The sequence below is a fragment of the Streptomyces sp. NBC_00659 genome, assembly GCF_036226925.1.
Classification (GTDB): domain Bacteria; phylum Actinomycetota; class Actinomycetes; order Streptomycetales; family Streptomycetaceae; genus Streptomyces.
Genome location: NZ_CP109031.1, coordinates 2603225 through 2627956 on the forward strand (window position 1 = coordinate 2603225; position 24732 = coordinate 2627956).

30 protein-coding genes and 1 tRNA gene are annotated in these 24732 nt (G+C 68.7%); 11 read left to right on the top strand and 20 right to left on the bottom strand.

What is annotated here, in order from left to right; all coding sequences use genetic code 11:
- Positions 1-148: 148 nt before the first annotated feature.
- From OG410_RS11300 to OG410_RS11315, 4 genes are read left to right on the top strand one after another with little or no spacing between them, the layout of a single operon-like run.
- Complete coding sequence (locus OG410_RS11300) at positions 149-886, top strand: XRE family transcriptional regulator (protein WP_329299001.1); 738 nt, start codon at positions 149-151, stop codon at positions 884-886.
- Positions 883-1200: a hypothetical protein gene (locus OG410_RS11305; RefSeq protein WP_329299002.1), complete on the top strand. Its 318-nt coding sequence runs from the start codon at positions 883-885 to the stop codon at positions 1198-1200. The genes OG410_RS11300 and OG410_RS11305 overlap by 4 nt, the downstream gene beginning before the upstream one ends.
- A 30-nt stretch (positions 1201-1230) precedes the next feature.
- Complete coding sequence (locus tag OG410_RS11310) at positions 1231-1701, top strand: NUDIX hydrolase (RefSeq protein ID WP_329299003.1); 471 nt, start codon at positions 1231-1233, stop codon at positions 1699-1701.
- Positions 1702-1715: 14 nt separating this feature from the next.
- Positions 1716-1940, top strand: coding sequence for an e9imm peptide (locus OG410_RS11315; RefSeq protein WP_329299004.1), 225 nt, complete (start codon positions 1716-1718; stop codon positions 1938-1940).
- Here the strand turns inward: OG410_RS11315 and OG410_RS11320 are convergent.
- On the bottom strand, positions 1919-2497 hold the full coding sequence (locus OG410_RS11320; protein ID WP_329299005.1) for an HD domain-containing protein: 579 nt from the start codon (positions 2495-2497) through the stop codon (positions 1919-1921). The two genes, OG410_RS11315 and OG410_RS11320, sit on opposite strands and share 22 nt — an antisense overlap.
- 524 nt (positions 2498-3021) lie before the next feature.
- Here OG410_RS11320 and OG410_RS11325 point away from each other — a divergent pair.
- Positions 3022-3573, top strand: a complete 552-nt coding sequence (locus tag OG410_RS11325; protein ID WP_329299006.1) for a hypothetical protein — start codon at positions 3022-3024, stop codon at positions 3571-3573.
- 191 nt (positions 3574-3764) lie between these two features.
- Here the strand turns inward: OG410_RS11325 and OG410_RS11330 are convergent.
- From OG410_RS11330 to OG410_RS11360, 7 genes are all read right to left on the bottom strand, one after another.
- A tRNA-OTHER gene (locus OG410_RS11330) sits at positions 3765-3839 on the bottom strand.
- Positions 3810-4283 carry a hypothetical protein gene (locus tag OG410_RS11335; RefSeq protein ID WP_329299007.1) on the bottom strand — a complete coding sequence of 158 codons (474 nt, stop codon included), beginning with the start codon at positions 4281-4283 and terminating at the stop codon, positions 3810-3812. Before OG410_RS11335 ends, OG410_RS11330 begins: the two co-directional genes overlap by 30 nt.
- A gap of 245 nt (positions 4284-4528) precedes the next feature.
- Positions 4529-5005, bottom strand: a complete 477-nt coding sequence (locus OG410_RS11340) for a hypothetical protein (RefSeq protein ID WP_329299008.1) — start codon at positions 5003-5005, stop codon at positions 4529-4531.
- A 237-nt stretch (positions 5006-5242) separates the two neighbouring features.
- Positions 5243-5467, bottom strand: a complete 225-nt coding sequence (locus tag OG410_RS11345) for a hypothetical protein (protein WP_329299009.1) — start codon at positions 5465-5467, stop codon at positions 5243-5245.
- Between the two features lie 394 nt (positions 5468-5861).
- Complete coding sequence (dapD, locus tag OG410_RS11350; protein ID WP_329299010.1) at positions 5862-6851, bottom strand: 2,3,4,5-tetrahydropyridine-2,6-dicarboxylate N-succinyltransferase; 990 nt, start codon at positions 6849-6851, stop codon at positions 5862-5864.
- A gap of 73 nt (positions 6852-6924) precedes the next feature.
- Complete coding sequence (locus OG410_RS11355) at positions 6925-7494, bottom strand: TetR/AcrR family transcriptional regulator (protein ID WP_329299011.1); 570 nt, start codon at positions 7492-7494, stop codon at positions 6925-6927.
- A gap of 34 nt (positions 7495-7528) precedes the next feature.
- Entirely contained in the window at positions 7529-7927 is a 399-nt protein-coding gene (locus tag OG410_RS11360; protein ID WP_443063881.1) for a DMT family transporter, read from the bottom strand.
- 211 nt (positions 7928-8138) lie between these two features.
- Here OG410_RS11360 and OG410_RS11365 point away from each other — a divergent pair, with 211 nt between their 5' ends.
- Positions 8139-9215, top strand: coding sequence for a DUF7847 domain-containing protein (locus OG410_RS11365; protein ID WP_329299013.1), 1077 nt, complete (start codon positions 8139-8141; stop codon positions 9213-9215).
- Here OG410_RS11365 and OG410_RS11370 read toward each other — a convergent pair.
- Positions 9204-9569 (bottom strand): VOC family protein, encoded by a 366-nt coding sequence (locus OG410_RS11370; RefSeq protein WP_329299014.1) that lies wholly within the window; start codon positions 9567-9569, stop codon positions 9204-9206. The two genes, OG410_RS11365 and OG410_RS11370, sit on opposite strands and share 12 nt — an antisense overlap.
- A 349-nt stretch (positions 9570-9918) precedes the next feature.
- Here OG410_RS11370 and OG410_RS11375 point away from each other — a divergent pair, with 349 nt between their 5' ends.
- The gene (locus OG410_RS11375) at positions 9919-10872 is read left to right on the top strand and encodes an AbfB domain-containing protein (protein WP_329299015.1); all 954 of its coding nucleotides are present in this window, start codon (positions 9919-9921) and stop codon (positions 10870-10872) included.
- Between the two features lie 94 nt (positions 10873-10966).
- On the opposite strand, the gene OG410_RS11380 is transcribed toward OG410_RS11375, so the two are convergent.
- From OG410_RS11380 to OG410_RS11415, 8 genes are read right to left on the bottom strand one after another with little or no spacing between them, the layout of a single operon-like run.
- The gene (locus OG410_RS11380; protein WP_443063736.1) at positions 10967-11383 is read right to left on the bottom strand and encodes a metal-sulfur cluster assembly factor; all 417 of its coding nucleotides are present in this window, start codon (positions 11381-11383) and stop codon (positions 10967-10969) included.
- Positions 11380-11844, bottom strand: a complete 465-nt coding sequence (gene sufU, locus OG410_RS11385; RefSeq protein WP_151470345.1) for a Fe-S cluster assembly sulfur transfer protein SufU — start codon at positions 11842-11844, stop codon at positions 11380-11382. Before sufU ends, OG410_RS11380 begins: the two co-directional genes overlap by 4 nt.
- A 16-nt stretch (positions 11845-11860) precedes the next feature.
- Positions 11861-13117: a cysteine desulfurase gene (locus OG410_RS11390; protein WP_328668438.1), complete on the bottom strand. Its 1257-nt coding sequence runs from the start codon at positions 13115-13117 to the stop codon at positions 11861-11863.
- Positions 13114-13887: a Fe-S cluster assembly ATPase SufC gene (sufC, locus tag OG410_RS11395; protein WP_326788473.1), complete on the bottom strand. Its 774-nt coding sequence runs from the start codon at positions 13885-13887 to the stop codon at positions 13114-13116. Before sufC ends, OG410_RS11390 begins: the two co-directional genes overlap by 4 nt.
- 7 nt (positions 13888-13894) lie before the next feature.
- The gene (locus tag OG410_RS11400; protein WP_261703358.1) at positions 13895-14218 is read right to left on the bottom strand and encodes a bifunctional 3-phenylpropionate/cinnamic acid dioxygenase ferredoxin subunit; all 324 of its coding nucleotides are present in this window, start codon (positions 14216-14218) and stop codon (positions 13895-13897) included.
- Positions 14218-15399: a Fe-S cluster assembly protein SufD gene (gene sufD / locus OG410_RS11405; RefSeq protein WP_329299016.1), complete on the bottom strand. Its 1182-nt coding sequence runs from the start codon at positions 15397-15399 to the stop codon at positions 14218-14220. Before sufD ends, OG410_RS11400 begins: the two co-directional genes overlap by 1 nt.
- 58 nt (positions 15400-15457) lie before the next feature.
- Entirely contained in the window at positions 15458-16882 is a 1425-nt protein-coding gene (gene sufB / locus OG410_RS11410; RefSeq protein WP_329299017.1) for a Fe-S cluster assembly protein SufB, read from the bottom strand.
- Entirely contained in the window at positions 16879-17622 is a 744-nt protein-coding gene (locus OG410_RS11415) for a helix-turn-helix transcriptional regulator (protein WP_329299018.1), read from the bottom strand. The genes sufB and OG410_RS11415 overlap by 4 nt, the downstream gene beginning before the upstream one ends.
- A gap of 161 nt (positions 17623-17783) precedes the next feature.
- Here OG410_RS11415 and OG410_RS11420 point away from each other — a divergent pair, with 161 nt between their 5' ends.
- From OG410_RS11420 to OG410_RS11435, 4 genes are all read left to right on the top strand, one after another.
- Positions 17784-18620, top strand: a complete 837-nt coding sequence (locus tag OG410_RS11420) for an aminoglycoside N(3)-acetyltransferase (protein WP_329299019.1) — start codon at positions 17784-17786, stop codon at positions 18618-18620.
- 11 nt (positions 18621-18631) lie between these two features.
- Positions 18632-19555, top strand: coding sequence for an ABC transporter ATP-binding protein (locus tag OG410_RS11425; protein WP_329299020.1), 924 nt, complete (start codon positions 18632-18634; stop codon positions 19553-19555).
- On the top strand, positions 19552-20367 hold the full coding sequence (locus tag OG410_RS11430; protein WP_329299021.1) for an ABC transporter permease: 816 nt from the start codon (positions 19552-19554) through the stop codon (positions 20365-20367). Before OG410_RS11425 ends, OG410_RS11430 begins: the two co-directional genes overlap by 4 nt.
- A gap of 123 nt (positions 20368-20490) precedes the next feature.
- Entirely contained in the window at positions 20491-21498 is a 1008-nt protein-coding gene (locus OG410_RS11435; RefSeq protein ID WP_329299022.1) for a COX15/CtaA family protein, read from the top strand.
- Between the two features lie 238 nt (positions 21499-21736).
- Here the strand turns inward: OG410_RS11435 and OG410_RS11440 are convergent, their stop codons facing one another.
- From OG410_RS11440 to OG410_RS11450, 3 genes are all read right to left on the bottom strand, one after another.
- The gene (locus tag OG410_RS11440; RefSeq protein WP_329299024.1) at positions 21737-22843 is read right to left on the bottom strand and encodes an amidohydrolase family protein; all 1107 of its coding nucleotides are present in this window, start codon (positions 22841-22843) and stop codon (positions 21737-21739) included.
- 126 nt (positions 22844-22969) lie between these two features.
- The gene (locus OG410_RS11445; RefSeq protein WP_326788463.1) at positions 22970-23326 is read right to left on the bottom strand and encodes a hypothetical protein; all 357 of its coding nucleotides are present in this window, start codon (positions 23324-23326) and stop codon (positions 22970-22972) included.
- A 103-nt stretch (positions 23327-23429) separates the two neighbouring features.
- Entirely contained in the window at positions 23430-24383 is a 954-nt protein-coding gene (locus OG410_RS11450; protein ID WP_326791002.1) for a heme o synthase, read from the bottom strand.
- Positions 24384-24732: the final 349 nt, after the last annotated feature.

The window sequence follows — 24732 nt, forward strand, 5'->3', positions numbered from 1 at the left end:
TCTCTTGCAACTAGGCGAAGTTGACCGGGGCTTGTCGGTGAGTTCAGGAGACCGCGAGACCCCACGGACGTATCACGGTCCGTCTGGACGTTTAGGGACGTCTGAGTTACCGTCAAAACGTCCCTACGTCCTACGGGGAGGACACCTCATGGCGAACGAGCGTCTGCGCGCGGCGATTTCGGCGAAGGGCGAGACCATCCAGTCCACCGCTGATCACGTCGGAGTGGACCCGAAGAGCGTCGAGCGGTGGATCACGACGAATCGCACGCCGCACCGGGGTCACCGCTGGAAGGCTGCGAGCTTCCTGGGCGTCGATGAGGTCTATCTCTGGCCGACAGTGGAGAAGCAGGCGGAGACCGCGAGCACTTCTGAGCTGGTCACGTACTACCCGCACCGCGGCGCCGTTCCAGCTTCCCTGTGGTCGTCGCTGATCGAGGGGGCGAAGGATCAGGTCGAAATCCTCGTATACGCGGGACTGTTCCTCTTCGACAATCACCCCGACCTCCCCGACCAGCTCGCAGAGAAGGCAACGGCCGGCACCCAGGTGCGTGTCCTCCTGGGCGACCCGGAGTCGCAGATGATCCGCCAGCGGGGCGAAGAGGAAGGCATCGGCGACGACCTTGCCGCCCGCGCCCGGATAACCCGCCGCTACCTCGAACCGGCAGCCAAGACGCGCGGCGTGGAGATCAGGCTGCACGACACGATCCTCTACAACTCCATCTACCGCTTCGATGATGACGTGTTGGTGAACCCGCACGTCCTCGGAGCTCCCGCAGGACAGAACCCGGTACTGCACTTCCGATACATTCCGGGTGCCCGCACGTTCCGGCACTACATGCGAAGCTTCGACTACACCTGGGAGCGCGGGACTCCCATCGTGCTGTGACCGTCGACGGACTACCGCTGCTCGCGGAAGTCTTCCCCGAGCTGACTGCCGACATCGTGCGCTTGCTTGGCGACGATGACCCGGTCCTGATCGCGCAGATCCCAGCCTTGCGCTTCCACGGCGTGTGCACTTGTACGCCCACCTGTAGGGCCCTCTTGACGGCGCCGCAGGGTTCGCCCACTCCCTACCTGTGCGAACTGGAGGAGCACGACGAAGTGGTGATCTGGCTCAGTCTTGATCCGACCGGGTCGGTCATCGTGGACATCGAGATCCTGGACGGAAGAGACCTCGGTCCCGCAGCGCGACGAACCTGACCCCTCGCCAGACGTGCGAGGCTGGAACGCATGGCGCGCATCGACTACTTCAATGACCCGAACGCCCCGAAGGCGAACAGCCTCGTCCCCTCCGTGACCGCGGTGACCCGCAACGAGGCCGGAGAAGTCTTGCTGATCCACAAGACGGACAACAACCTCTGGGCACTGCCCGGCGGCGGCATCGACCTGGGCGAGTCGGCTCCTGACGCGGCCGTACGCGAGACCAAGGAAGAGACCGGGTTTGACGTGGAGGTGACTGGTCTCGTCGGGATCTACACGAACCCCGGGCACGTCATGGCGTACGACGACGGCGAGGTACGCCAGCAGTTCTCGATCTGCTTCACAGCCCGGATCACCGGCGGCGAGCTGCGGACCAGCAGCGAAAGTAAGGAAGTCGCCTTCGTGGCCCCGAGAAGGCTGAACGAGCTGAACATTCACCCGTCCATGCGCATGCGGATCGAACACGGCCTCGCGGGCCGGGAGCAGCCGTACATCGGATAGGAGCCGGGCGGACCATGACAACATCACGCGGCATGGACCGCGAAGAAGCCCTGTCCCTCGTACGACGTCTCATGGACGCCGACTTCACGGACGAGGGCGAGGCAGACGAAGTCCTGGCCAAGCTCGAGCGCGGACTCGCCTGCCCTTACATCAGCGACTACATCTACTGGGACTCCGCGGAACCTACCGCTGAGCAGATCGTTGATCGCGCCCTGGCCTACAAACCGTTCGCGCTCTGATCCGCAGCCCGCGTGAGGCGGTCCTGAGTTCGTTGGATCGCTCCCGCGAGGTAGGGCCGTGCTTTGCTGATGGCGGTGTGCACCACGCTGCCCACCTCATAGCGGACAAGGATCTCGTCAATCCGGCGCTCGAAGACGAATGACTGGCCGGCGGGGCCGGTCGTCATGTCCGCGTAGATCAAGGCATCGAGAAGCGGCGAGTCTTCACGCTCGTAGGCTGCCAGCTCAGCCGAGAGGCCTCGTTGCTCCGCTTCGTACACGGCACCAGAGTGGTGGGCGACGAGCCGGACCAGTCGATCAGGAGCGCCGAGACGCACAAGGTGCCGAGCCCCGTCGATCGGGTGAAACCCGGTGTCATGAAGCTCTGGTGCGTAGCCGAGGTCGTGAAGCCATGCAGCGGATACAAGGAGATCGCGTTCGCTCTCTGGGACAGCCGCGGAGACCTCACGAGCCCGAGCCGCTACGGCCTGAGTGTGCAGCCACCGGTTCCCGAGCGGGGGCAACAGAGACTCGGCCAGTGCGGCCGCTTCTTGGGGCGTGTCCAGTGCAGAGGGCATGAATCGCACCGTATCCGAGTCGGCCGCCCAGCCAACAGTCCATGGTCGAACGCCCCAGCAGCACCAGCGCGGTAGAACTTTCCCTACTTCATCAAGTGCCCGCGCGAGCGCGGGCTGGCCCTTAGGCCTTGGCCCCTCTGCGCCTTCGGCGCCGGGGCCAAGCCCTGGGCCGCAGCGAGTGCGGGCCCGAGTCGAGAACAGTAAACCCGTAGATGGGCCGGTTGGCTCCGAGACTTTAGGCAGCCACCATGGGGCGAGCCTCGAAGATCATGGCCCCAACGTCGTGCTTTACGGGCAGGTCCACAGACTGCCCGACTCGCGATGAGCTTACGGGGCCATGATCACTCGCCCCATGGCAGCTCCCGCCCAAAGTCTCGGAGCCAACCTCTCACCGTCGTCGACCGCAGACGGCCGGCCATCCACGCGACCCCACCAGATGTAGCCTTCCCATCCAACCGGAACCATTGATTCCTCCGGATGGTTCCCGAATGTTCAAATCTGATGGAGGGGGAATAGTGCAGGAAATGAAAGAGCTGGCCCGCGCCGAGGGTGATCTTGCGATCCGACGGCTCATTCTCCCGTGGGTTCATGTGGCCGTGGCCGTGACCTGTGCCAGCCTGTCATGGGTCGTACCCGCTGAGGCGGTCCGGCCGTTGGCCTATGCCGCGACGCTGTGCCTGCCCCTCTGGGGAGTGGCGGTCTCCACGCGGTTCGGGCGCAGCGCCTGGCTCCATGGCCTCCCGGAACCTGCGGGTAGCGACGGTGACCACGAAGACGACGAGCCAGAGTTCACACCGGGGCCGACGGCCCACATCTGGGGCATGCGCTTCACTTTCGTCGTGATCGGAGCCATTGGGGCAGGGATGGTCGCTCTGCTTCCGGAAGCATGGATCCCCTGGGTTCTGTCCGCGCTGGCAGTCTGGGCGCTGTGCGAAGCGATCCGGCAGCAGAGGCGTCTGCGACGGTCGCGTGAGCTGTGCCGTGAGGCAGCAGGCAAGCCGTGGCACGCGGAGTACCTGGCGCTCATGGACGAGCGCGGGCGGCAGCTGCGCGACAGTCAAAAGTCGGCGCCCTGACCGACTTACCTGGTCATCGGACGTTGTTGAGAGACCACCGGCTACACACCGGGTCAGAGAGACTGCCTGTCGACGTGCCCCTCCCCTGTCCGTTCAGTCGGGAAACAGCGGGGAACCACGGTCCCTCGCGGGTAACGCTCACGAGATCGACCCCCGACCGATTTACCTGGTCAGGGGCCGTTCACCTGCGGTGGGTGTGGGATTTGAACCCACGGTGACTCGCGCCACGACGGTTTTCAAGACCGTGTACGGATCGACGCCCTCAAAGCGTCGAGTGCGCCCACGGCCGCGTGGATATGAGCTGGGCCGCGACGCAACCGTTCTCCCGCGCACCACCAGCACAGTCGCTCCTGTGCATCCTCCCTTGGATGCATGCCCAGGCCATGCTCGGGGCACAGGGGCCACGCCTGCCACAGAAGCTCCATGACGGTCTCCTGCGCGGCATCGGCGACGCTCGCCAGTGCAGAGGCAAGGCTGTCCTGTGAGTTCGGGTCCAGGTAATTGCCCTGCCACTCACCGTTGGCCATGGCGACGTAGACGTTCTCCGGCTCATCCGCATCGTAGGACGGAAGGGCCAGCAGCTGCAGGGGTTCCAGCTGGGGAAGCGTCACCGCCAGGTCTCGGTTCAGAAGGGCGAGAGCCTGGTCCCACACGGGGTATTCGCCTGGCGAGACGCGGCGAGGCTCGGGAGGGTCGAAAAGAGCGCACATGAGCACCATCCTCCGCCACACCAGGGACAGCCCCAATCGCTCAACAGCGTCGCCCCCTGCAAAAGCCGCGTGTGGCGGCTGACATCAGCGGCTGACACCAACAAGCACGAACAGCAGCGCTCGGCGGCGGACCTCAGTGGACGATCGGCCGAGGCGCAGGCCAGGTTGACCGATGTCGACAGTCCCCTGTGATCGACCTGATAAAGATGAGGCTGCACGTCAAAGTTCGTCTTCCGCAGCTGTCGCTACAAGCCCGCCGCAGGATCGCCGTCGCCGAGGCCTATCCACCAGTGCCCGTCATCCTTCACCAGCAGCAAATCCTGCCGCTGGCCGGTTCGTTCGTACGTCACCGTCACCGAGTTGAAGTAGGGGACGACTCCCTCCAGCACGGTGGCTTCGACGGAGCCGCCCGCCGCTTGGCCGTACATGCGCACGTACTTGGCCGCGATGGGCCCGGGCTGCTTGTAAGCGGGGCCGGCCAGCTCGGCGATCCCCTTCGCGTCTCCGGCCTTGAGCCGCTGCACGTAGACCCGTACGAGAGTGTCGACGTCCTCGGCCGTCTCCTGTACGTCGGGGTACTTGGACTTTTCCGCGCGCACCGTCACGTCGACCTTGGGCGCGTCGGCCAGGGCATAGGGCTCGTGAAACCAGTTCCACCACACCCCTGCGGTGATCCCGACGACCAGCAGGCCACTGCCGAGCGAGACGGTCAACTTCTTCATGCGCACCTTCCTCTACCAGTTGGACTTGACGCGGTGAACGAGTGACCGGTTCCCGCACACAAAGACGGCCAGCCGACTCCGGAACCGCCGTAGTACAGCACGGATGTACAGCAACTGCGGCGACCCCGGCCGACCGTCACCAGCGCTCGATGACCAGTTGACCAGCTCAGGAGACCTCAGCAACCGTCCCGCCCATAGTTCGCATCGAGAGGGTCAAGGGGCTCGGATCGAACTCCGCTACTTGTCGGCTCGATAGACCTTGATGTCCTTGTTGACGAAGAGGTGGACGTACCCACACCCCCAGCAGATCAGGCCTGTAGCGCTCTCGTCGGCCCAAGCCAACTTCATGAACTCCATGCCGGAGCTGTTGAGCATGACGTTCCGCACGCGGAACAGGTCCCCCTCACAGAACTGACAAGTGATCCAGACCTCGCCCCAGGCCGCACGTACCGGCTTTGCCATCTCGCGAACGCCCCCCTCGTTGCCATATAAACGGAGTGAGACTACCGGGCAGTACGAACCGCTCACCGCCCGCTAGCTGTGCTGCAGCGACCGGGCCGCGTGCCACAGCCGTGCCACATCGTGCGGTCAATCACGGTCAACGACAGTTAGCCGCAGTCGAGATCTGCCGCTGAGCTGTGCCCTCGCGGAACGCTGGGTGACCTGGGCGCCTTCGCTGCCTTGCACAGCCGCCCTTACAAGGCGGCCGTCTCCCCCAACGCACGAGCGCCCTCCCGGGCCGTCCTGGGGCCGTGGAAGGGCGCTCGATGGTGACCAGCGTCGACAACTGCCGACAGCTCAGCGGCAGGTCAGAGCGGTGATCGATAAGGTGGCCGCAGGTCACGGCCGCCCATGGTCAGTTGTGGCTGTGCAGGACCTCGTTCAGGCCGCCCCAGACCGCGTTGTTCGGGCGGGCCTCCACGGTTCCGGTGACCGAGTTGCGTCGGAAGAGAATGTTCGAAGCCCCGGACAGCTCGCGGGCCTTGACGATGTCCCCGTCGGGCATCGTCACGCGCGTACCGGCGGTGACGTACAGCCCGGCCTCGACCACGCACTCGTCGCCGAGAGCGATGCCGACGCCCGCCTCGGCGCCGACGAGGCAGCGCTCGCCGATGGTGATCCGGACGTTGCCGCCACCCGAGAGGGTGCCCATGGTGGACGCGCCGCCGCCGATGTCCGAACCGTCGCCGACGACGACACCGGCCGAGATGCGGCCCTCGACCATCGAGGTGCCGAGCGTGCCCGCGTTGAAGTTCACGAAGCCCTCGTGCATGACGGTCGTGCCCGCGGCGAGGTGCGCGCCGAGGCGGACCCGGTCGGCGTCGGCGATGCGGACGCCCTTGGGCGCGACGTAGTCCGTCATGCGCGGGAACTTGTCGATGGAGGTGACCTGGAGGTGCAGGCCCGCGGCGCGCGCGTTCAGCCGGACCTTCTCGACGTCGTCGACGGCGACCGGACCGAGCGAGGTCCAGGCGACGTTGGCGAGCAGCCCGAACACGCCGTCCAGGTTCTGGCCGTGCGGCTTGACCAGGCGGTGCGAGAGAAGGTGCAGACGCAGGTACGCGTCGTGGGCGTCGAGCGGCTTGTCGTCGAGCGAGGCGATGACCGTACGGACCGCGACCACCTCGACGCCCCGGCGGGCGTCCGGGCCGATGGCCTGCGCGGCTCCCTCGCCGAGCAGTTCCACGGCCCGCTCGGTGGACAGCCGCTCGGTGCCGGACGGGCCGGGGCCCTCGGACAGTTCGGGTGCGGGGAACCAGGTGTCGAGAACGGTGCCGTCGGCGGCGAGGGTGGCGAGCCCGGCGGCGACGGCGCCGGTGGTACGAGAAGCAGTCGTGTCGGTCATGAGTGCAACCTAACTTGACGGGGGCCGCGCGGGCGAACCGGTGCGCGGGGCGTCTCGGTGAGCGGGCGTCCGGTCACCGGCCCGGACCGTCCGAGGCCCCCTCGCGGCCCCGCAGGATCCGCGCCAGCGCCTCCCGGGCGTACCCCTCGTCGTACGGCGTCCCGGTCAGCAGTACCTGGAGGCAGATCCCGTCCAGCAGGGCGACGAGCGCCCGTGCGGTGACCGCGTCGGTGCGGTGGGTCAGTGGTCCGACGAGGCTGTCGATCCACTCGGCGGCCACCGGGCGCAGCGCGGGTCTGCGGAGGGCGGCGAGGTAGAGCTCGTACTCCAGCTCCACGCCCGTGCGGTCGCCGGCCAGCCATTCGCCGGTCAGTCCGGCGAGTTCGGCGGCCAGGTCCGCGCGGGTGTCCTCCAGGGTGCCGCGGGCGGCGACCACCTCGGCGAAGCCCTCGTTCGCCTGGCGCAGGGCGGCGACCATGAGTTCGTCGAGGGTCGTGAAGTGGTACGTGGTGGAGCCGAGCGGTACGTCGGCCTCGGCCGCGACGGAGCGGTGGCTGAGCCCGGCGATGCCCTTGGCGCCGACGACTCGGATCGCCGCGTCGATGATCCGCTGCCGCCGCTCGGGGTCATGGCGCCGCGCCATCACGGTGCGCCGTCCGCCGCTCCGGGCCCGGCCATCAGTGCGCCCCGCCCAGGTTCAGCAGGACGACCCCGCCGATGATCAGGACGATCCCGGCGGCCTTCGCGGCCGTGAACCCCTCGCCGAGGAACAGCATGCCGATCGCGGCGATGGCGGCGGTGCCGACGCCGGCCCAGATCGCGTACGCCGTGCCGACCGACACGGTCTTCAGGGTCTGCGCCAGCAGCGCGAAGGCGACGACGTATCCGAGGACGGTCAGCAAGGACGGCCACAGCCTGCTGAAACCCTCCGTGTACTTCATCGCGGTGGTCGCGCCGACCTCCGCCGCGATGGCACCGGCGAGCAGTACATATCCCATGCGTACGACTGTACACATGGAGCCCGCAGTTGTGTACGGGTGTACGCATCCAGTGCCCGCGGCCGTCCGCGCATGGATCCCGTATACGCCATGGGCACCATGCGCCCCAGCGGATATCGTTCGCGATCACAAGGGGGCCGGAGTCGAACAGACTCCCGACAACACATGGAGCGCGAGGGGCATGTCGGACAGTTCTGGGTGGGGGCCGTCAGGGCCGTCGGGACCTTACTGGGGTACTCCGGGCGGCTGGGGCTGGATGCCACCGCCGCCGCCACCGCCCAAGCCGGGTGTGATCCCCCTGGCTCCGCTCGGCGTGGACCACATCCTCGGTGGCGCCTTTGTCACGATGCGCCGCTACGCGAAGCCGCTGTTCGGGCTCGCCCTCGCGGGCGTCGTGGTCCTGGCGGCCCTGACACTGGGCCTGCAAGTCCTCGTCTTCCACTCGACGAAGGATCAGATGGACCGCATGTCCGCGGCGCCCCGGTCCATCGACCCGACCGATCTGCGCACCGTCCTGATCGCGTTCGGCTTCGTGTGGGCCGTGGGCATGCTGGTCTCGCTGGTGGCGAGCTCCTTCATCCAGGCCTCGTCCGCGGCCACCCTGCACGACGCCGTTCTCGGGCGCCGGGTCCCCCTCGGCGCCGTATGGAAGCGCGCCTGGTCGCGCACCCCGTCCGTCCTCGGGGTGACCCTGCTGATGGGCGTGTTCATCGCGATTCCGATGGCGCTGTTCGCCTTGATGTTCTTCGGGCTGATGATGGCCGCCTCGAACGGCGAGCCGTTCGTCCCGGCCGGTCTCGCCTTCCTGCTCCTGCTGCTCTCGGGGCCACTGGTGCTCTGGCTGCTCGTCCGGTTCAGCTTCGCCCCGGCCGCCGCCGTGCTGGAGGGGGCGTCCCCCTTGACCGCGCTGCGTCGATCGGCACGGCTGGTACGCGGCGCGTGGTGGCGCACGTTCGGCATCACCCTGCTGGGCGGTCTGATCGCGTTCGTCGTCGCCATCGTGGTCAACGTGCCGTTCAGGTTCGCGATGCCGACCCCGCAGCCGTACACCGCCTCGGCGCAGACGTCCGTGAGCATGAGCGAGGTCTACGTCCAGTCGCTGCCCGACCTGGGACCGGCCCTGGTGCTCTCGGCGATCGCCGGTGTCTTCGCCCAGGTGTTCTTCATGGTGTTCATGCCGCTGGTGAGCAGCCTGCTGTACATCGACCAGCGCATCCGCAGGGAGGGGCTGGCGGACGTACTGGTGCGCGCGGCCGGCACGGGGACGCCCGGTGGACCCGGTGGACCCGAAGCCCCCGGGGGACCTGGCGCGTCTGGCGGGCCGCAGGCACCCGGCGGACCGCAGCCGGCCGGGTCAGTCGAGTAGCGACTTCTTCGGGCGCAGCACGCAGAACTCGTTGCCCTCGGGATCGGCGAGGACGGTCCACGTCACGTCCTCGCCCTGCCCCACGTCGGCCCGGCTTGCCCCGAGAGCGAGGATCCGCTCGACCTCGGCGGCCCGGTCGTCCGGCGTGAGATCGATGTGGAGCCGGTTCTTGACGGTCTTGCGCTCGCCGACGGGTACGAAGCAGATTCCGGGGAGCGCGTTCGCGTCGGCGCCGATGACGATCTCGTCCTCGTCCTCGAACAGCACCTGCCAGTCGAGGACCTGACACCAGAAGCGGGCGAGCGCCGGCAGGTCGTGGGCGTCGATGACCAGTTGGTAGAAAGAGACAGCCATGAACGGCAGTCTCCCCCGGCGGCAGAGGCTCCGCCACCGCCACCGGGCCACACCTGCGGGCGCACACGGGCGGGCGCTCCGGGACAGCCCTGGCGGGGCCGCCGGCGGCCCCTCATCCGGAAGGGGCCTCTCCCCCGCCCAACTCCCGCGGCTCTGTGGGTGATTGCCCGAGAAAAGCCGCGGGATGTTCCCGGTATCGGTGTGGTAAACGACTGCTCAGTAGCCACTGGTTCCACTACTGTTTCACCAGCCGCACACCGGGTCTCCATGACCGCCCGCTCCGTGTGCCGCGTCCTCACCCTCTCGCTTCACCCCTCACGCGCTCGCCCTCCCCCGCTTAGGAACGCGTATGCCAGAAGTGACGCCCGGATCCGGTCCCGACGGGTCCACCCCCTCCAGGGAGATCGCGCCCTGGCACCCCACCCCGCGCGGCGCGCCCTACCCGGTGTCGACCGACCTCGTACCCGTGTCCCCCACACCCTGGGAGGCCCTCGGGGCGGACGACGAGGGCAGGCTGCCGGGGACCCGCCGGCTCTGGCTGGCCTGTGGGCTCGCGGCGGTGGTCACGGTCACCGTCATCACCGCGATCTCCGTACAGGCGAACTCTTCTGACGACTCGTCACGTCAGGCGGGCAACAGGACCGTGGCCGACACGGCGAACCCCTTCCTCTTCGGCGCGCCCGCGGGAGCGACCACCGCCCCGGCGGGCAAGGACGCGCTGTCCTCGCCGGAGACCTCACGCTCCGCCTCGGCGGATTCCGCGTCCCGGGACGCCGTGTCGCCGGATCCGTCGGACCAGGGCTCCGACAGCGGGACCACCCCCGGGAAGTCGACGCCCGCCGCCTCCGGCAGCGCTTCCGCACCCCAGCAGTCCTCGCGGCTGAAGTCCGTCCAGGCGGTCAACTACCCCGACCGCTACTGGCATCTGAGCGACGGTCAGGTCCGGCTCGACCCGGTCGGCTCCGGCAGCCCGGCCACGACCCGGCGGGCCGCCAGCTTCAAGGTGGTTCCAGGACTGGCGAAGTCCTCCTGCTACTCCTTCGCCACCACCGACGGCTCCTACCTGCGCCACCGCGACTTCATCCTGCGCGCCGACCGCGACGACGGCTCCGCGATCTTCCGGGAGGACGCCACCTTCTGCCCCCGCGCGTCCTCCCGCTCGGGCGCCGTGATGCTGGAGGCGGTCAACTACCCGGGCCGTTTCCTGCGCCACCGCAACTTCCAGCTCGTCCTCGCGCGTTACGAGCGCGACAGGCTCTACGGGGAGGACTCCGCGTTCCGCCTGGTGCGGGGCCTGGCCTGAGCCCAGAGCTCCCGCCGGGAAAACGCGACGGGGCGGCACCCGAAGGTGCCGCCCCGTGCGAGGTACTCGAGGGCCGAAGCCCTGGACCGAGGACTCAGACGTTGAACCCGAGCGCGCGAAGCTGCTCGCGGCCGTCGTCCGTGATCTTGTCCGGGCCCCACGGCGGCATCCAGACCCAGTTGATGCGCAGCTCGTTGACGAGACCGTCCGTGGCGGACTTGGCCTGGTCCTCGATGACGTCGGTGAGCGGGCAGGCCGCGGACGTCAGGGTCATGTCGATCGTCGCGATGTTCGCGTCGTCGATGTGAATGCCGTAGATGAGGCCGAGGTTGACGACGTCGATACCCAGCTCAGGGTCGACGACGTCGTAGAGCGCCTCGCGGACCTCTTCCTCCGAGGCGGGCTTCGTCGTCAGGGTGTCGCCCGACGCCACGGCGGTCTCGCCGGACGCGGCCACCGACTCGTCCGACGTCACGACGGTCTCGTCCGATGTCACAGTGTTCTCGCTCATGCCGTCTTCCTCTCGGCGCTCTCGCCCAGAGCCTGGGCCGTCGCGTCCTTCCACGCCATCCAGCTGAGGAGGGCGCACTTGACCCGGGCCGGGTACTTGGAGACACCGGCGAACGCGACCGCGTCCTCCAGCACCTCCTCCATCGCGTCGTCGGGCTCGATACGGCCCTTGGACTGCATCAGTTCCAGGAAGGTCTCCTGGATCTTCTGCGCGTCGGACACGTCCTTGCCGACCAGGAGGTCGTTCAGAACGGAGGCCGAGGCCTGGCTGATCGAGCAGCCCTGGCCCTCGTACGAGATGTCCTCGATCCGCTCGCCGTCGTACTTCACCCGCAGGGTGATCTCGTCACCGCACGTGGGATTGACGTGGTGCACCTCGGCGTCGCCGTCCCGGAGACCGCGCCCGTGCGGGTGCTTGTAGTGGTCCAGGATGACTTCCTGGTACATCGAATCCAGCTTCACGTTCCCAGCCAGCCCCTCAGCCGAAGAAGTTCCGTACGTGCTCCAGGCCGTCGACCAGAGCGTCGATCTCGGACGGCGTGGAGTACAGATAGAACGACGCCCGCGTGGTCGCAGGAATTCCGTACCTCAGGCAGACCGGACGGGCGCAATGGTGACCGACCCGGACCGCGATGCCCTGCTCGTCGAGAACCTGGCCCACGTCGTGCGGGTGGATGTCGCCCAGCGTGAACGAGATCGCCGCGCCGCGGTCCTCGGCCGTGGTGGGGCCGATGATCCTCAGGTCGGGGACCTCCGCGAGCCGCTTCACCGCGTACTCGGTGAGCGCGTGCTCGTGGGCGAGGATCTTGTCCATGCCGATCGCGGAGAGGTAGTCGATCGCCGCGCCCAGACCGACCGCCTGCGCGATCGGCGGGGTGCCCGCCTCGAACTTGTGCGGCGCCGGCGCGTACGTCGACGAGTGCATCGACACGGTCTCGATCATCTCGCCGCCGCCGAGGAACGGCGGGAGGTCCTCCAGGAGTTCCTGGCGGCCCCAGAGGACGCCGATGCCCGTCGGACCGCACATCTTGTGACCGGTGAAGGCCACGAAGTCGGCCTGGAGGGCCTGGACGTCGAGCGGCATGTGCGGCGCGGCCTGCGACGCGTCGATCAGGACCAGGGCGCCGACCTCCTGGGCGCGGCGCACTATCGCCTCGACCGGGTTCACGGTGCCCAGGATGTTCGACACCAGCACGAAGGAGACGATCTTCGTCTTCTCCGTGATGATCTCGTCGATGTTCGACAGGTCGAGACGGCCGTCGTCGGTGAGGCCGAACCACTTCAGCTTCGCACCGGTGCGCTGCGAGAGCAGCTGCCACGGAACGATGTTGGAGTGGTGCTCCATCTCGGTGATGACGATCTCGGTCTCGTGGTCCACGCGGTAGGGCTCGTCGGCCCAGCCCAGCATGTTGGCCACGAGGTTGAGCGACTCGGAGGCGTTCTTGGTGAAGATCACCTCGTCGCGGCTCGGCGCGTTGATGAACGCGGCGACCTTGTCGCGCGCACCCTCGTACAGCGCCGTGGCCTCCTCGGCGAGCACATGCACACCGCGGTGGACGTTGGCGTTGTAGCGCTCGTAGTACTCGTTCAGGGCGTCCAGCACCTGGCGCGGCTTCTGCGAGGTCGCCGCGTTGTCCAGGTACACGATCTTCTTACCGTCGTGGACCTGACGGTCCAGGATGGGGAAGTCCTTGCGGATCGCCTCGGTGTCGAGGAGGCCCGGCAGCTGTGTCACGCGGATACGCCGCCCTTCGCGTCGAGTGCGTACGACTCGTAGCCCTCGTTCTCCAGCTTGTCGGCGAGCTCGGCGCCACCGGACTCGACGATGCGGCCGCCGGAGAACACGTGCACGAAGTCGGGCTTGATGTAGCGCAGGATGCGCGTGTAGTGGGTGATGAGCAGGGTGCCCACCTCACCGGTCTCGCGGACGCGGTTGACGCCCTCGGAGACGACGCGCAGGGCGTCGACGTCCAGGCCGGAGTCGGTCTCGTCGAGGATCGCGATCTTCGGCTTGAGCAGCTCCAGCTGAAGGATCTCGTGGCGCTTCTTTTCACCGCCGGAGAAGCCCTCGTTGACGTTGCGCTCGGCGAAGGCCGGGTCCATGGAGAGGCGCGCCATGGTCTCCTTGACCTCCTTCACCCACGTACGCAGCTTGGGGGCCTCGCCGCGGACGGCGGTGGCGGAGGTGCGCAGGAAGTTGGAGACCGAGACGCCGGGGATCTCGACCGGGTACTGCATCGCGAGGAACAGGCCCGCGCGGGCGCGCTCGTCGACGGACATCTCCAGGACGTTCTCGCCGTCGAGGGTGACGGTGCCACCGGTGATCGTGTACTTCGGGTGGCCCGCGAGCGAGTAGGCGAGGGTCGACTTGCCGGAGCCGTTGGGGCCCATGATGGCGTGCGTCTCGCCCTGCTTCACGGTCAGGTCGACGCCCTTGAGAATCTCCTTCGTGGCGTTGTCGGCCTCGACGGTGACGTGCAGGTCGTGGATTTCAAGCGTTGCCATGGGTTCCTCAGGACTCCTGGTTGAGGGAGACGAGCACGTCGTCCCCTTCGATCTGAACGGGGTATACGGGGACGGGGCGCGTCGCGGGAAGACCGGACGGCTTGCCGGTGCGGAGGTCGAACGCGGAGCCGTGCAGCCAGCATTCGATCTGACAGTCCTCCACCTCGCCCTCGGAGAGCGAGACGTTCGCGTGCGAGCAGATGTCGTTGATCGCGAACACCTCCCCCTCGGTCTTCACGACCGAGACCGGCGTGCCGTCGAGTTCCACCCGCTTCGGGGTGTTCTCCTCCAGCTCGCTCAGCCCACAGACGCGCACGAAGGTGCCGGGCATCAGAGCGACGCCTCCAGCTCCTCGTCGATCTTCACGAGAAGGCGCTCTTCGATGTCGTCGACACCGATCTGCTGGACCAGTCCGGCGAAGAAGCCGCGGACCACCAGACGGCGGGCCTCGTCGGCGGGGATGCCACGGGCCATCAGGTAGAAGAGCTGCTCGTCGTCGAAGCGGCCGGTCGCGGAGGCGTGGCCGGCGCCGACGATCTCGCCGGTCTCGATCTCCAGGTTCGGCACGGAGTCGACGCGGGCGCCGTCGGTCAGAACCAGGTTGCGGTTCATCTCGTAGGTGTCCGTGCCCTCGGCCTTGGCCTCGATGAGGACGTCGCCGATCCAGACCGCGTGCGCGCCCTCGCCCTGCAGCGCGCCCTTGTACATGACGTTGGACTTGCAGTGCGGGGTGTTGTGGTCGACCAGGAGACGGTGCTCCTGGTGCTGGCCGGCATCCGTGAAGTACAGGCCGAACAGCTCGGCCTCGCCGCCGGTGCCCGCGTAGGCGATGCGCGGGTGGAGGCGTACGAGGTCGCCGCCGAAGGTGACCACGAACGACTTGAAGGTGGCGTCGCGGCCGATCAGCGCGTTGTGCTGGCCGACGTGGACGGCCGAGTCGTCCCAGTCCTGGACGGAGACGACGGTCAGCTTGGCGCCGTCGCCGAGGACGTAGTCGACGTTGGCGGCGAGCACCGCGTCACCGGTGTGGTCGATGACGACGACGGCCTCGGCGAAGGCTCCCAGCTCGATGACCTGGTGGCCGTAGGCGACCCCGCCCTCGCCGTGCACGGCGATCCGGATGGGCTCGGTCAGCACCGTCTCCTTGGGGACGGTGACGACACCGGCCTTCTCGAAGGCCGAGTACGCCTGGGCGGCGACACGGTCCACGGGGGTGCCGGCCCTGCCGATCCGCGCGTCGTCGCGGGCGACCGTCTCGACGGTGACGCCCTCGGGGGCCTCGACGTCGATCCGTACGCCTTCGCCGGTCGCGACGGCGGTGCCGTCGTGCAGCCCGCGCAGGCGCTCCAGCGGCGTGAACCGCCACTCCTCCTCGCGGCCGTGGGGGACGGGGAAGTCCGCCACGTCGAAGGAGGGGGGCGCGCTCATGCGCGTGGCGACGGTCGACTCGGCGGCCACCGCGATCTGGCCGGCGGTCGTGCTGCCCACCGGAATGTTCTGAGCCTCAGCCATGGCTGTCGGTCTGCTCGCTTTCTTACGTGAGTGGCTTGATGGATACGGCGGTCGGCGCTTAGCCGACCGAGCCTTCCATCTGGAGCTCGATCAGCCGGTTGAGCTCGAGGGCGTACTCCATGGGCAGTTCCTTGGCGATCGGCTCGACGAAGCCGCGCACGATCATCGCCATCGCCTCGAACTCCGTCAGACCGCGGCTCATCAGGTAGAAGAGCTGGTCCTCGGAGACCTTGGAGACGGTCGCCTCGTGGCCCATGGACACGTCGTCCTCGCGGACGTCCACGTACGGGTACGTGTCCGAGCGGGAGATCGTGTCGACGAGCAGCGCGTCGCACAGGACGTTCGACTTGGAGCCGTGGGCGCCCTCGCCGATCTCGACGAGACCACGGTAGGACGTACGGCCGCCACCGCGCGCCACCGACTTCGACACGATGTTCGAAGAGGTGTTCGGCGCCATGTGGACCATCTTGGAGCCGGCGTCCTGGTGCTGGCCCTCGCCCGCGAAGGCGATGGACAGGGTCTCGCCCTTGGCGTGCTCGCCCATCAGGTAGACGGCCGGGTACTTCATGGTGACCTTGGAGCCGATGTTGCCGTCGATCCACTCCATGGTCGCGCCCTCGTACGCCACGGCGCGCTTGGTGACCAGGTTGTAGACGTTGTTCGACCAGTTCTGGATCGTCGTGTAGCGGCAGCGGCCGCCCTTCTTCACGATGATCTCGACCACCGCGGAGTGCAGGGAGTCCGAGGAGTAGATCGGCGCCGTACAACCCTCGACGTAGTGGACGTAGGCGTCCTCGTCGACGATGATCAGCGTCCGCTCGAACTGGCCCATGTTCTCCGTGTTGATACGGAAGTAGGCCTGGAGCGGAATCTCGACGTGCACACCCTTCGGCACGTAGATGAACGAGCCTCCGGACCACACCGCGGTGTTCAGCGACGCGAACTTGTTGTCACCGACCGGGATGACCGTGCCGAAGTACTCCTTGAAGAGCTCCGGGTGCTCCTTGAGCGCCGTGTCGGTGTCCATGAAGATGACACCCTGCGCCTCGAGCTCTTCGTTGATCTGGTGGTAGACGACCTCGGACTCGTACTGGGCCGCGACACCGGCGACGAGGCGCTGCTTCTCCGCCTCGGGGATGCCGAGCTTGTCGTACGTGTTCTTGATGTCCTCGGGCAGGTCCTCCCAGGACTCCGCCTGCTTCTCCGTGGAGCGCACGAAGTACTTGATGTTGTCGAAGTCGATGCCCGACAGGTCGGAACCCCAGTTGGGCATGGGCTTCTTACCGAAGAGGCGCAGACCCTTGAGACGGAGCTTGGTCATCCACTCCGGCTCGCTCTTCTTCGCGGAGATGTCGCGGACGACGTCCTCGTTGATGCCACGCTTGGCGGAGGCACCGGCCACGTCGGAGTCGGCCCAGCCGTATTCGTACGTGCCCAGACCCTCGAGCTCGGGGTGGGCAGTCTCCTCGATGGGGAGCGTCATGCGGGGTTCCTCCCGGCGGTACTTGCAGATGCGTTATGAGTGGTTTGCGAAATCTTGGGGATGAACGTCGTGCACACCCCGTCGCCGTGGGCGATGGTGGCCAGTCGCTGGACGTGCGTGCCGAGCAGCTGGGAGAAGAACTCCGTCTCCGCCTCGCACAGCTGCGGGAACTGCTCGGCGACGTGCGCCACCGGGCAGTGGTGCTGGCAGAGCTGCTCGCCGACCGGTGCGCTGCGCGCCGTGGCAGCGTACCCGTCCGCACTGAGGGCCTTGGCCAGGGCTTCCGTGCGTTCCTCGGGCGTCGCGGCCTCGATGGCCTCGCGGTACGCCCCGGCCTGCGCGGCGATCCGGGCGCGGGCGAAGGAGAGGATCGCGTCGTCCCCGCCCTCGCGCTCGGCGATCCAGCGCAGGGCGTCCTCGGCGAGCTTGTCGTAGGACTGGTCGAAGGCGTCCCGGCCACAGTCGGTCAGGGCGAACACCTTGGCGGGACGGCCGCGTGTCCGCGCTCCGTAGACCCGCTGCTCGCGCGCCTCCACGACGTCGTCGGCGACCAGCGCGTCCAGATGACGGCGTACGGCGGCATGGGTCAGGCCCAGTCGGCCCGCCAGGTCGGCGACGGTCGACGGGCCGTGGTCCAGGATGGACCGCGCGATCCGGTTGCGCGTCGAGCGCTCACCGGTCGCGAGTTCCTCCTGCGGGGGCCCCGTGGGGGTCTCCCGAGCCTCGCCAACGTTTTTCACAACACCATTGTTGCGTAATTCCTCAGGGCCTGACAAGCCGCACCCTTCGGGGTGGACGGTGCGCTGCATCACTTAGGTATACCTAACGTGACCTGGGCAAACGATCTTTGATCGATCAATCCGCTGGCGTACGGACGGCCTCTCGGGAAGACTCCGGGACCATGCCGACACCCCCTCCGACCGGCCCACTCGTCACCCGGGACACCCTCGCCGCCGACCTGCGCGCCCTGGGTGTGGGAGCGGGAGAAACGCTCCTCGCGCACTCCTCGCTCAGCGCCCTCGGCTGGGTCAACGGCGGTCCCGTGGCCGTCGTACAAGGACTGCTCGACGTACTCGGTCCGGACGGCACGCTGGTGGTCCCGACCCAGTCCGGCGACCTCTCCGACCCGGCGCTGTGGAGCCGCCCTCCGGTTCCCGAGGAGTGGTGGTCGACCATCCGGGCGACCATGCCCGTCTACGACCCGCGCGTGACGCCCTCCCGCGGGGTCGGCGTGATACCCGAGACCGTCCGCACCTGGCCCGGCGCCCTGCGCAGCGCGCACCCGGAGACCTCGTTCGCGGCGCTCGGCCCGCGCGCGGCGGCCATCGTGGACGGACACGCGCCCGACTGCCGGCTCGGCGAGCGGAGCCCGCTGGCCCGCCTGGAGGCCGGCGGTGCCCGCGTCCTGCTGCTCGGCGCCGGCTACGACACCTGCACCAGCTTCCACCTGGCCGAGTACCGCATCCCCTCACCCGTCGTGGAGGTCGGCCGGCCCTCCCCCACGGGCTGGCGGACGGTGCGGGAGGTGTCGATCACCTCCGAGCTGTTCGAGGAGCTGGGCGCCGACTTCGAGCGGGACCGTCCCGTCGTACGGGGGACCGTGGGCGCGGCCCGGGCGCGGCTCTTCCCGGTGGCCGACGCGGTGGCGTACGCGGAGCGGTGGCTGTCGCTGCACCGGCCGCGGGACCTGTACGTGGATGCGGCCCCCGGCGGTTCCGGGACGCGCCGACGTCCCTAGACTTGCTCCTCATGCGAAGCGAGCCCGTCGTCCAGGTCCAGGCCCTGGTGAAGCGGTACGGAACCAAGACCGCGGTGGACGGCCTCGACCTGGTGGCCACGGCGGGCGTCACCGCCGTACTCGGACCCAACGGAGCGGGCAAGACCACCACGGTCGAGACCTGCGAGGGATACCGCACGCCGGACTCCGGCACGGTGCGCGTCCTGGGCCTCGACCCGGCGAGACAGTCCGGCGAGCTCCACACCCGGATCGGCGTGATGCTCCAGTCCGGCGGCGTCTACTCGGGCGCCCGCGCCGACGAGATGCTCCGCCATGTGGCGAAACTGCACGCCCACCCGCTGGACGTGGACGCGCTCATCGAGCGACTCGGCCTGGAGGGCTGCGGCCGCACGACGTACCGCCGGCTTTCGGGCGGCCAGCAGCAGCGCCTCGCGCTCGCCATGGCGGTCGTCGGCCGTCCCGAGCTGGTCTTCCTGGACGAGCCGACCGCGGGCCTCGACCCGCAGGCCCGCCGCGCGACCTGGGATCTGGTCCGCGACCTGCGTTCCGACGGTGTCTCGGTGATCCTCACCACGCACCACATGGACGAGGCCGAGCAGCTCGCCGACGACGTCGCGATCATCGACGCGGGCCGGGTCGTCGCCCAGGGCTCCCCCGAGGAGCTGTGCCGCGGCGGCGCGGAGAACACCCTGCGCTTCGGCGGCCGTCCCGGACTCGACGTGAACTCCCTGCTCAAGGCCCTTCCGGCGGACTGCACGGCGGCCGAGCTGACACCGGGGGCCTACCGCGTCGGCGGCAAGGTCGACCCGCAGCTGCTGGCGACCGTCACGTCCTGGTGCGCCCAGCACGGTGTGATGCCGGAGAAGATCTCGGTCGAACGCCACACCCTGGAAGACGTCTTTCTGGAACTGACCGGCAGGGAGCTGCGCTCATGACCCAGGCACAGCCCGTAGCCGACCGGCAAGGAGCCGAGTCCGTGACGACCGCCGGTACGTACACCCCGAAGCCGGGCGCCGCCCCGCTGACCCGCATGATCGGCGCGCAGGCCGCGCTGGAGACGAAGATGCTGCTCCGCAACGGCGAGCAGCTCCTCCTGACGGTCGTCATCCCGACCCTGCTCCTGGTGCTGTTCAGCTCGGTGGACATCATCGACACCGGCGCGGGCGAGGCCGTCGACTTCCTGGCGCCGGGCATCCTGGCGCTGGCCGTGATGTCGACGGCGTTCACCGGCCAGGCCATCGCCACGGGCTTCGAGCGCCGGTACGGCGTCCTGAAGCGGCTGGCGGCCTCTCCGCTCCCCCGCTGGGGGCTGATGACCGCGAAGACGGTGTCGGTCCTCGTCACCGAAATCCTCCAGGTGATCCTGCTCACCGCGATCGCGTTCGCGCTGGGCTGGTCGCCGCACGGCAATCCGTTCGCCGTCCTGCTCCTGCTGGTCCTCGGCACGGCCGCCTTCTCCGGGCTCGGCCTGCTCATGGCGGGCACGCTCAAGGCCGAGGCGACACTGGCCGCGGCGAACCTCGTCTTCCTGCTGTTCCTGGTCGGCGGCGGGGTCATCGTGCCGATGGACAAGTTCCCCGCGGGCGCCCAGGACGTGCTTGGTCTGCTGCCCATCTCGGCGCTCTCGGACGGACTGCGGAACGTGCTCCAGCACGGCGCCGGGATGCCCTGGGCCGACCTCGGGATCCTGGCGGTCTGGGCGGTCCTGGGCCTCGGCGCGGCCGGCCGGTTCTTCCGCTGGGAATGACCGGCCCACCCCACCGGAAGTGGTGAACCTTTCACGGGGAGTGAGGGGCCCCGCCCTGGAGGGCGGCCGACCCGCCGCTCCCGGGCGGACCCTCGTGAAAGCGTGCACAAGCGGGCCCCTACGATGGTGCGCGTGCAGAACCTGACCCGAGCCGACGCCCTCAGCGCGGTGCGCAACCCGCTCGCCTTCATCGCCGAACGCTGGACCCCGACCTCCCGGACGGTGCAGCGGGCGGCCCTCGCCGCGCTCGTCATGGCGGTCGTCATCGTGGTCACCGGCGGTGCCGTGCGGCTCACCGGCTCCGGCCTCGGCTGCCCGACCTGGCCCAAGTGCACCGACGACTCGCTCACGGCGACGAGCGCGATGGGCTTCCACGGCGCCATCGAGTTCGGCAACCGCATGCTGACGTACGTGCTGTGCGCCGCCGTCGGGTGGGCGATCATCGCGGCGCGCTCGCGGAAGCCGTGGCGGCGCGGCCTCACCCGGCTCGGCTGGGCCCAGTTCTGGATCGTCATGAGCAACGCGGTCCTCGGCGGGATCGTCGTCCTGGTCGGTCTCAACCCGTACACGGTCGCCGCGCACTTCCTGCTCTCCACCGCGCTCATCACGGTCGCCGCGCTCATGTGGCAGCGCACCCGCGAGGGCGACGCGGCGCCGCGTCCGCTGGTCGGCAAGTCCGTGCAGCAGCTCGTGTGGTTCATGGTCGTCGCCTCGGTCCTGCTGATCGCGGTCGGCACGGTCGTCACCGGTGCCGGACCGCACGCGGGTGACTCGAGCGAGGTCGCCCGCATCCCCGTCGGCTGGGAGAACGTCGCCAAGCTGCACGCCGTGCTGGCCTGGATCGTCGTCACGCTGACCTTCGCCCTCTGGTTCGTCCTGAAGGCGGTGGACGCCCCCCAGGGTCCCCTGCGGCGCACCCGCGACCTGTTCCTGATCCTCCTGGCCCAGGGCGTCATCGGCTACGTCCAGTACTTCACCGACCTGCCCGAGGCCCTGGTCGCCCTCCACATGCTCGGCTCCTGCCTGGTGTGGATCGGGGTGCTGCGGGTGCTGCTGGCCCTGCGCGAGCGCCCGGAGACCGTGGCGGATCTGCCGGGTCCCGCGACCACGTCGGCCCTCACCCGCGCGTAGCTCGTCCGGGCGGCCCGTCCGGGGACGCCGTTGACCTGTGCCTGGCCCGTCCGGGCCGTCCAGGGACACCGTTCACCCGCCCGTGGCCCGTCCAGGCCGTCCGGGGACACCGCGTTCACCCGCGCGCGGCCCGTCCAGGGAGCGCCTTCGCACGCGTAGCCCATCCGGGGGAAAACACCCACGCGGCCCGCCGGGGAGCGCCCTCACGCGCGTGAGCCCTCGGCGGGCGCCGGTGCGCTCACCCCACCCCGTACACCCGCCGCGCGTTGCCCGCCGCCACCATCGTGGCCACGCGCTGGGCGTCCTCCAGGGACCACGCCCCTTCCGCGACCCAGCCGCCGAACACCCGGCCGAGCGCCTCCCGGAACAGGCGGGCACCCACCACGTGCAGCTCGGGCAGGCCCTGCGCCCCGCTGGAGAAGAGGATCTTGCCGAACGGCGCCAGTTCCAGGATCTCGGCGAGGACGGTCGCGGCCCGGGCTCCGGTGCGCACCAGGGCGGCGCCCGAGTCGGCGTAGACGTGCGCGAAGACACCGGCGAGGTGGGCGGCGTGCCGGTGGTACGGGTAGCCGTGCAGCAGGACCAGGTCGGTGCCGAGGCCTGCCGTGGCCCGGACGAAGTCCGTCAGCAGCACCGGGTCCGTGCGGTCGATGCGCTGGCCCGGTTCGCCGAGGCCAGCGTGGAGCTGGAGGGGCAGGCCCGAGGCGACGGCGATCCACAGCAGATGGCGGAGCAGGACGGGGTCGGTGAGCGTGCCGCCGACCCGGCGGCCCGCGAGCCAGCGGCCCGCCGCGCCCCGTACCTCCCCCGGTCCCGGCGGTTCGGGCGCGAGGGCCAGACCGTGCCGCACGCCCGCGACGGAGGTGAAGGCCACGGCGTTCACGGCGGCTCCGTGGACGGATTCGGCGAGATTGGCGAGAAATGCCTCGCCGGTTCCCGAGGTGTCGGCGACCTGTTCGGCGAGCAGCTCCAGCCGGACGATCTCGTGCGCTCGCGCGTCTCCCGTGGAGGCCATCTCGCCCGGCCCGGTCAGATCTCCGGGCAGACCGGTGTCGACGAGATACGTGGTGATGCCGCTGCCGCGCAGCAGTCTGCGGCCCGACTCCAGGACGCCGAGTTCGCGGCGCCGGGCCAGATAGTGCGCGGGCGTGCAGTGCGGTTCGAGTCCGAGCAGGGGCGGGCACCAGCGTCGTACGGCGAAGCCGGTCTGGGTGTCGAAGAAGGTGGTGCCCGCGGCAGGCGGCCCTTCGGTCCTGGTGAGGTGGGCCTCGAACGTGCCGAGGCCCAGCTCCGTCCGCAGTACGCCGTGGCAGTACTGGTCCACCAGGGACGGCGTTTCGATCATCCGGACTCCCGCGAATGGACCGTTGCTTTTCAGGTCCTAACGGCTGAGCCGGGTGTCAGGTGTTGGTCGCGCACACCCCGTGCGAACAGCCGACGATTGTCGGCCGTCCGTGCGAGGGGTGACGTGTCAGTCGTTGGAGGGACCGCCGACCTGGATGCCGGCCATGCGCTTCCACTCGTACGGGCCGGTCTTCACCTTGGCCGCGAACTCGCCGTCGAACGCCTCGTGGACGGTGATCCCGGCCTTCTTGACTGCCTTCTCGGCGATCTCGTAGCTCGTCGCCACGAGGTCGCCCCAGCCGCCGTCCTCGCCGACGAGGACGATGCGGGCGCCGCGCTGTCCGATGTACGCGACCTGCGCCTCGGCCCCGCCGTGCGCCTTGGAGAAGGCGGTGATCCGCTGCGCGAGCTTGGCGGCGGCGCGTTCGGCCTTGGGGTCCTGGACGGCGCCGGGGGTCTCGTCGATCTGCTGGGTGTCTGCCATGGCCAGGATGCTACCGACGGGTAGATCGAACGGCGACGGGAGGGGTGCGTGGCCTTGACCACGCACCCCTCCCGTCCACGGTTCACCGGGTCCGGCGGAGGGTCTAGCGGAGGAAGGGGTCCACCGCGACGGCCACGAAGAGGATCGACACGTAGGTGATCGACCAGTGGAACAGCCGCATCTCCTTGAGCTTGATGCCCGTGGCCTCGGCCTTGGCGCGGTTCTGCAGGCCGTGCGCCTCCCACAGCCAGAACCCGCCCGCGCCGAGCGCGACCGCGGTGTAGAACCAGCCCGTGTACCCGAGCGGGGTGAGCAGCAGCGAGACCGCGACCATCACCCAGCTGTAGAGGACGATCTGGCGGGCGACCACCTTGTTGCTCGCGACGACCGGCAGCATCGGCACGCCCACGCGCGCGTAGTCCTCGCGCACCTTCATGGACAGCGGCCAGTAGTGCGGCGGCGTCCAGAAGAACATGACGAGGAAGAGGATGACCGGCGCCCACGACATGGAGTTCGTGACGGACGACCATCCGATGAGCACGGGCAGACAGCCGGCGATGCCGCCCCACACGATGTTCTGCGAGGTACGCCGTTTGAGAATCATCGTGTAGACGACGACGTAGAAGAGGAGCGCCCCGAGCGACAGCCAGGCGGACAGCCAGTTGACGGCGAGACCGAACAGCAGGGTCGACACGACCGCCAGCGTGATGCCGAAAGCGAGGCACTCACGGGGGCTGACCATGCCGGTGACGAGCGGACGCTGCGAGGTGCGCTCCATGAGGGCGTCGATGTCGCGGTCGATGTACATGTTGAGCGCGTTGGCGCCGCCCGCGGACAGATAACCGCCGAGGCAGGTGAGGAGCACCAGCTTCAGATCCGGCACACCTTGCTGGGCCAGGAACATCACCGGAACGGTGGTGATCAGCAACAGCTCGATGATCCGCGGCTTGGTCAGCGCCACGAACGCCTTGACACGGGCCCCGAACGGCCGCTGGCCCCGGCTGCTGCTCGTCCCGAGCACACCCGCTGGACGGGATTCGACGGCCGTCACGCACACCCCTGACAGAGACATCCCAGCGGGCCTCGGGATGAATTCCCCGCAAAGGCCCGCGCGTACCACGCCACTGTAGACGTTGCCCAGACCCCGGCATTCGCGGGGGTGGGCCCGTGTTGAGGAGTGCGGCCGGAAGAGCTGATCGAGACTCGATTGAGCACTCGGACGAGCGGCTCCGTATTCACTTGCCGAACACGGAACGACCTAGTCGGGAGGCGGATCCCGACGAGTCCCGGCAGTCTGGAATGACTCGAAAAAACGCGCGTACTCACGGGGGTAGGCTCGACAACGGCCGGGGCGCCCAGTGCACCGGCATTTCGACATGCGTGACATGTGGAGAGGAGCCCTGACC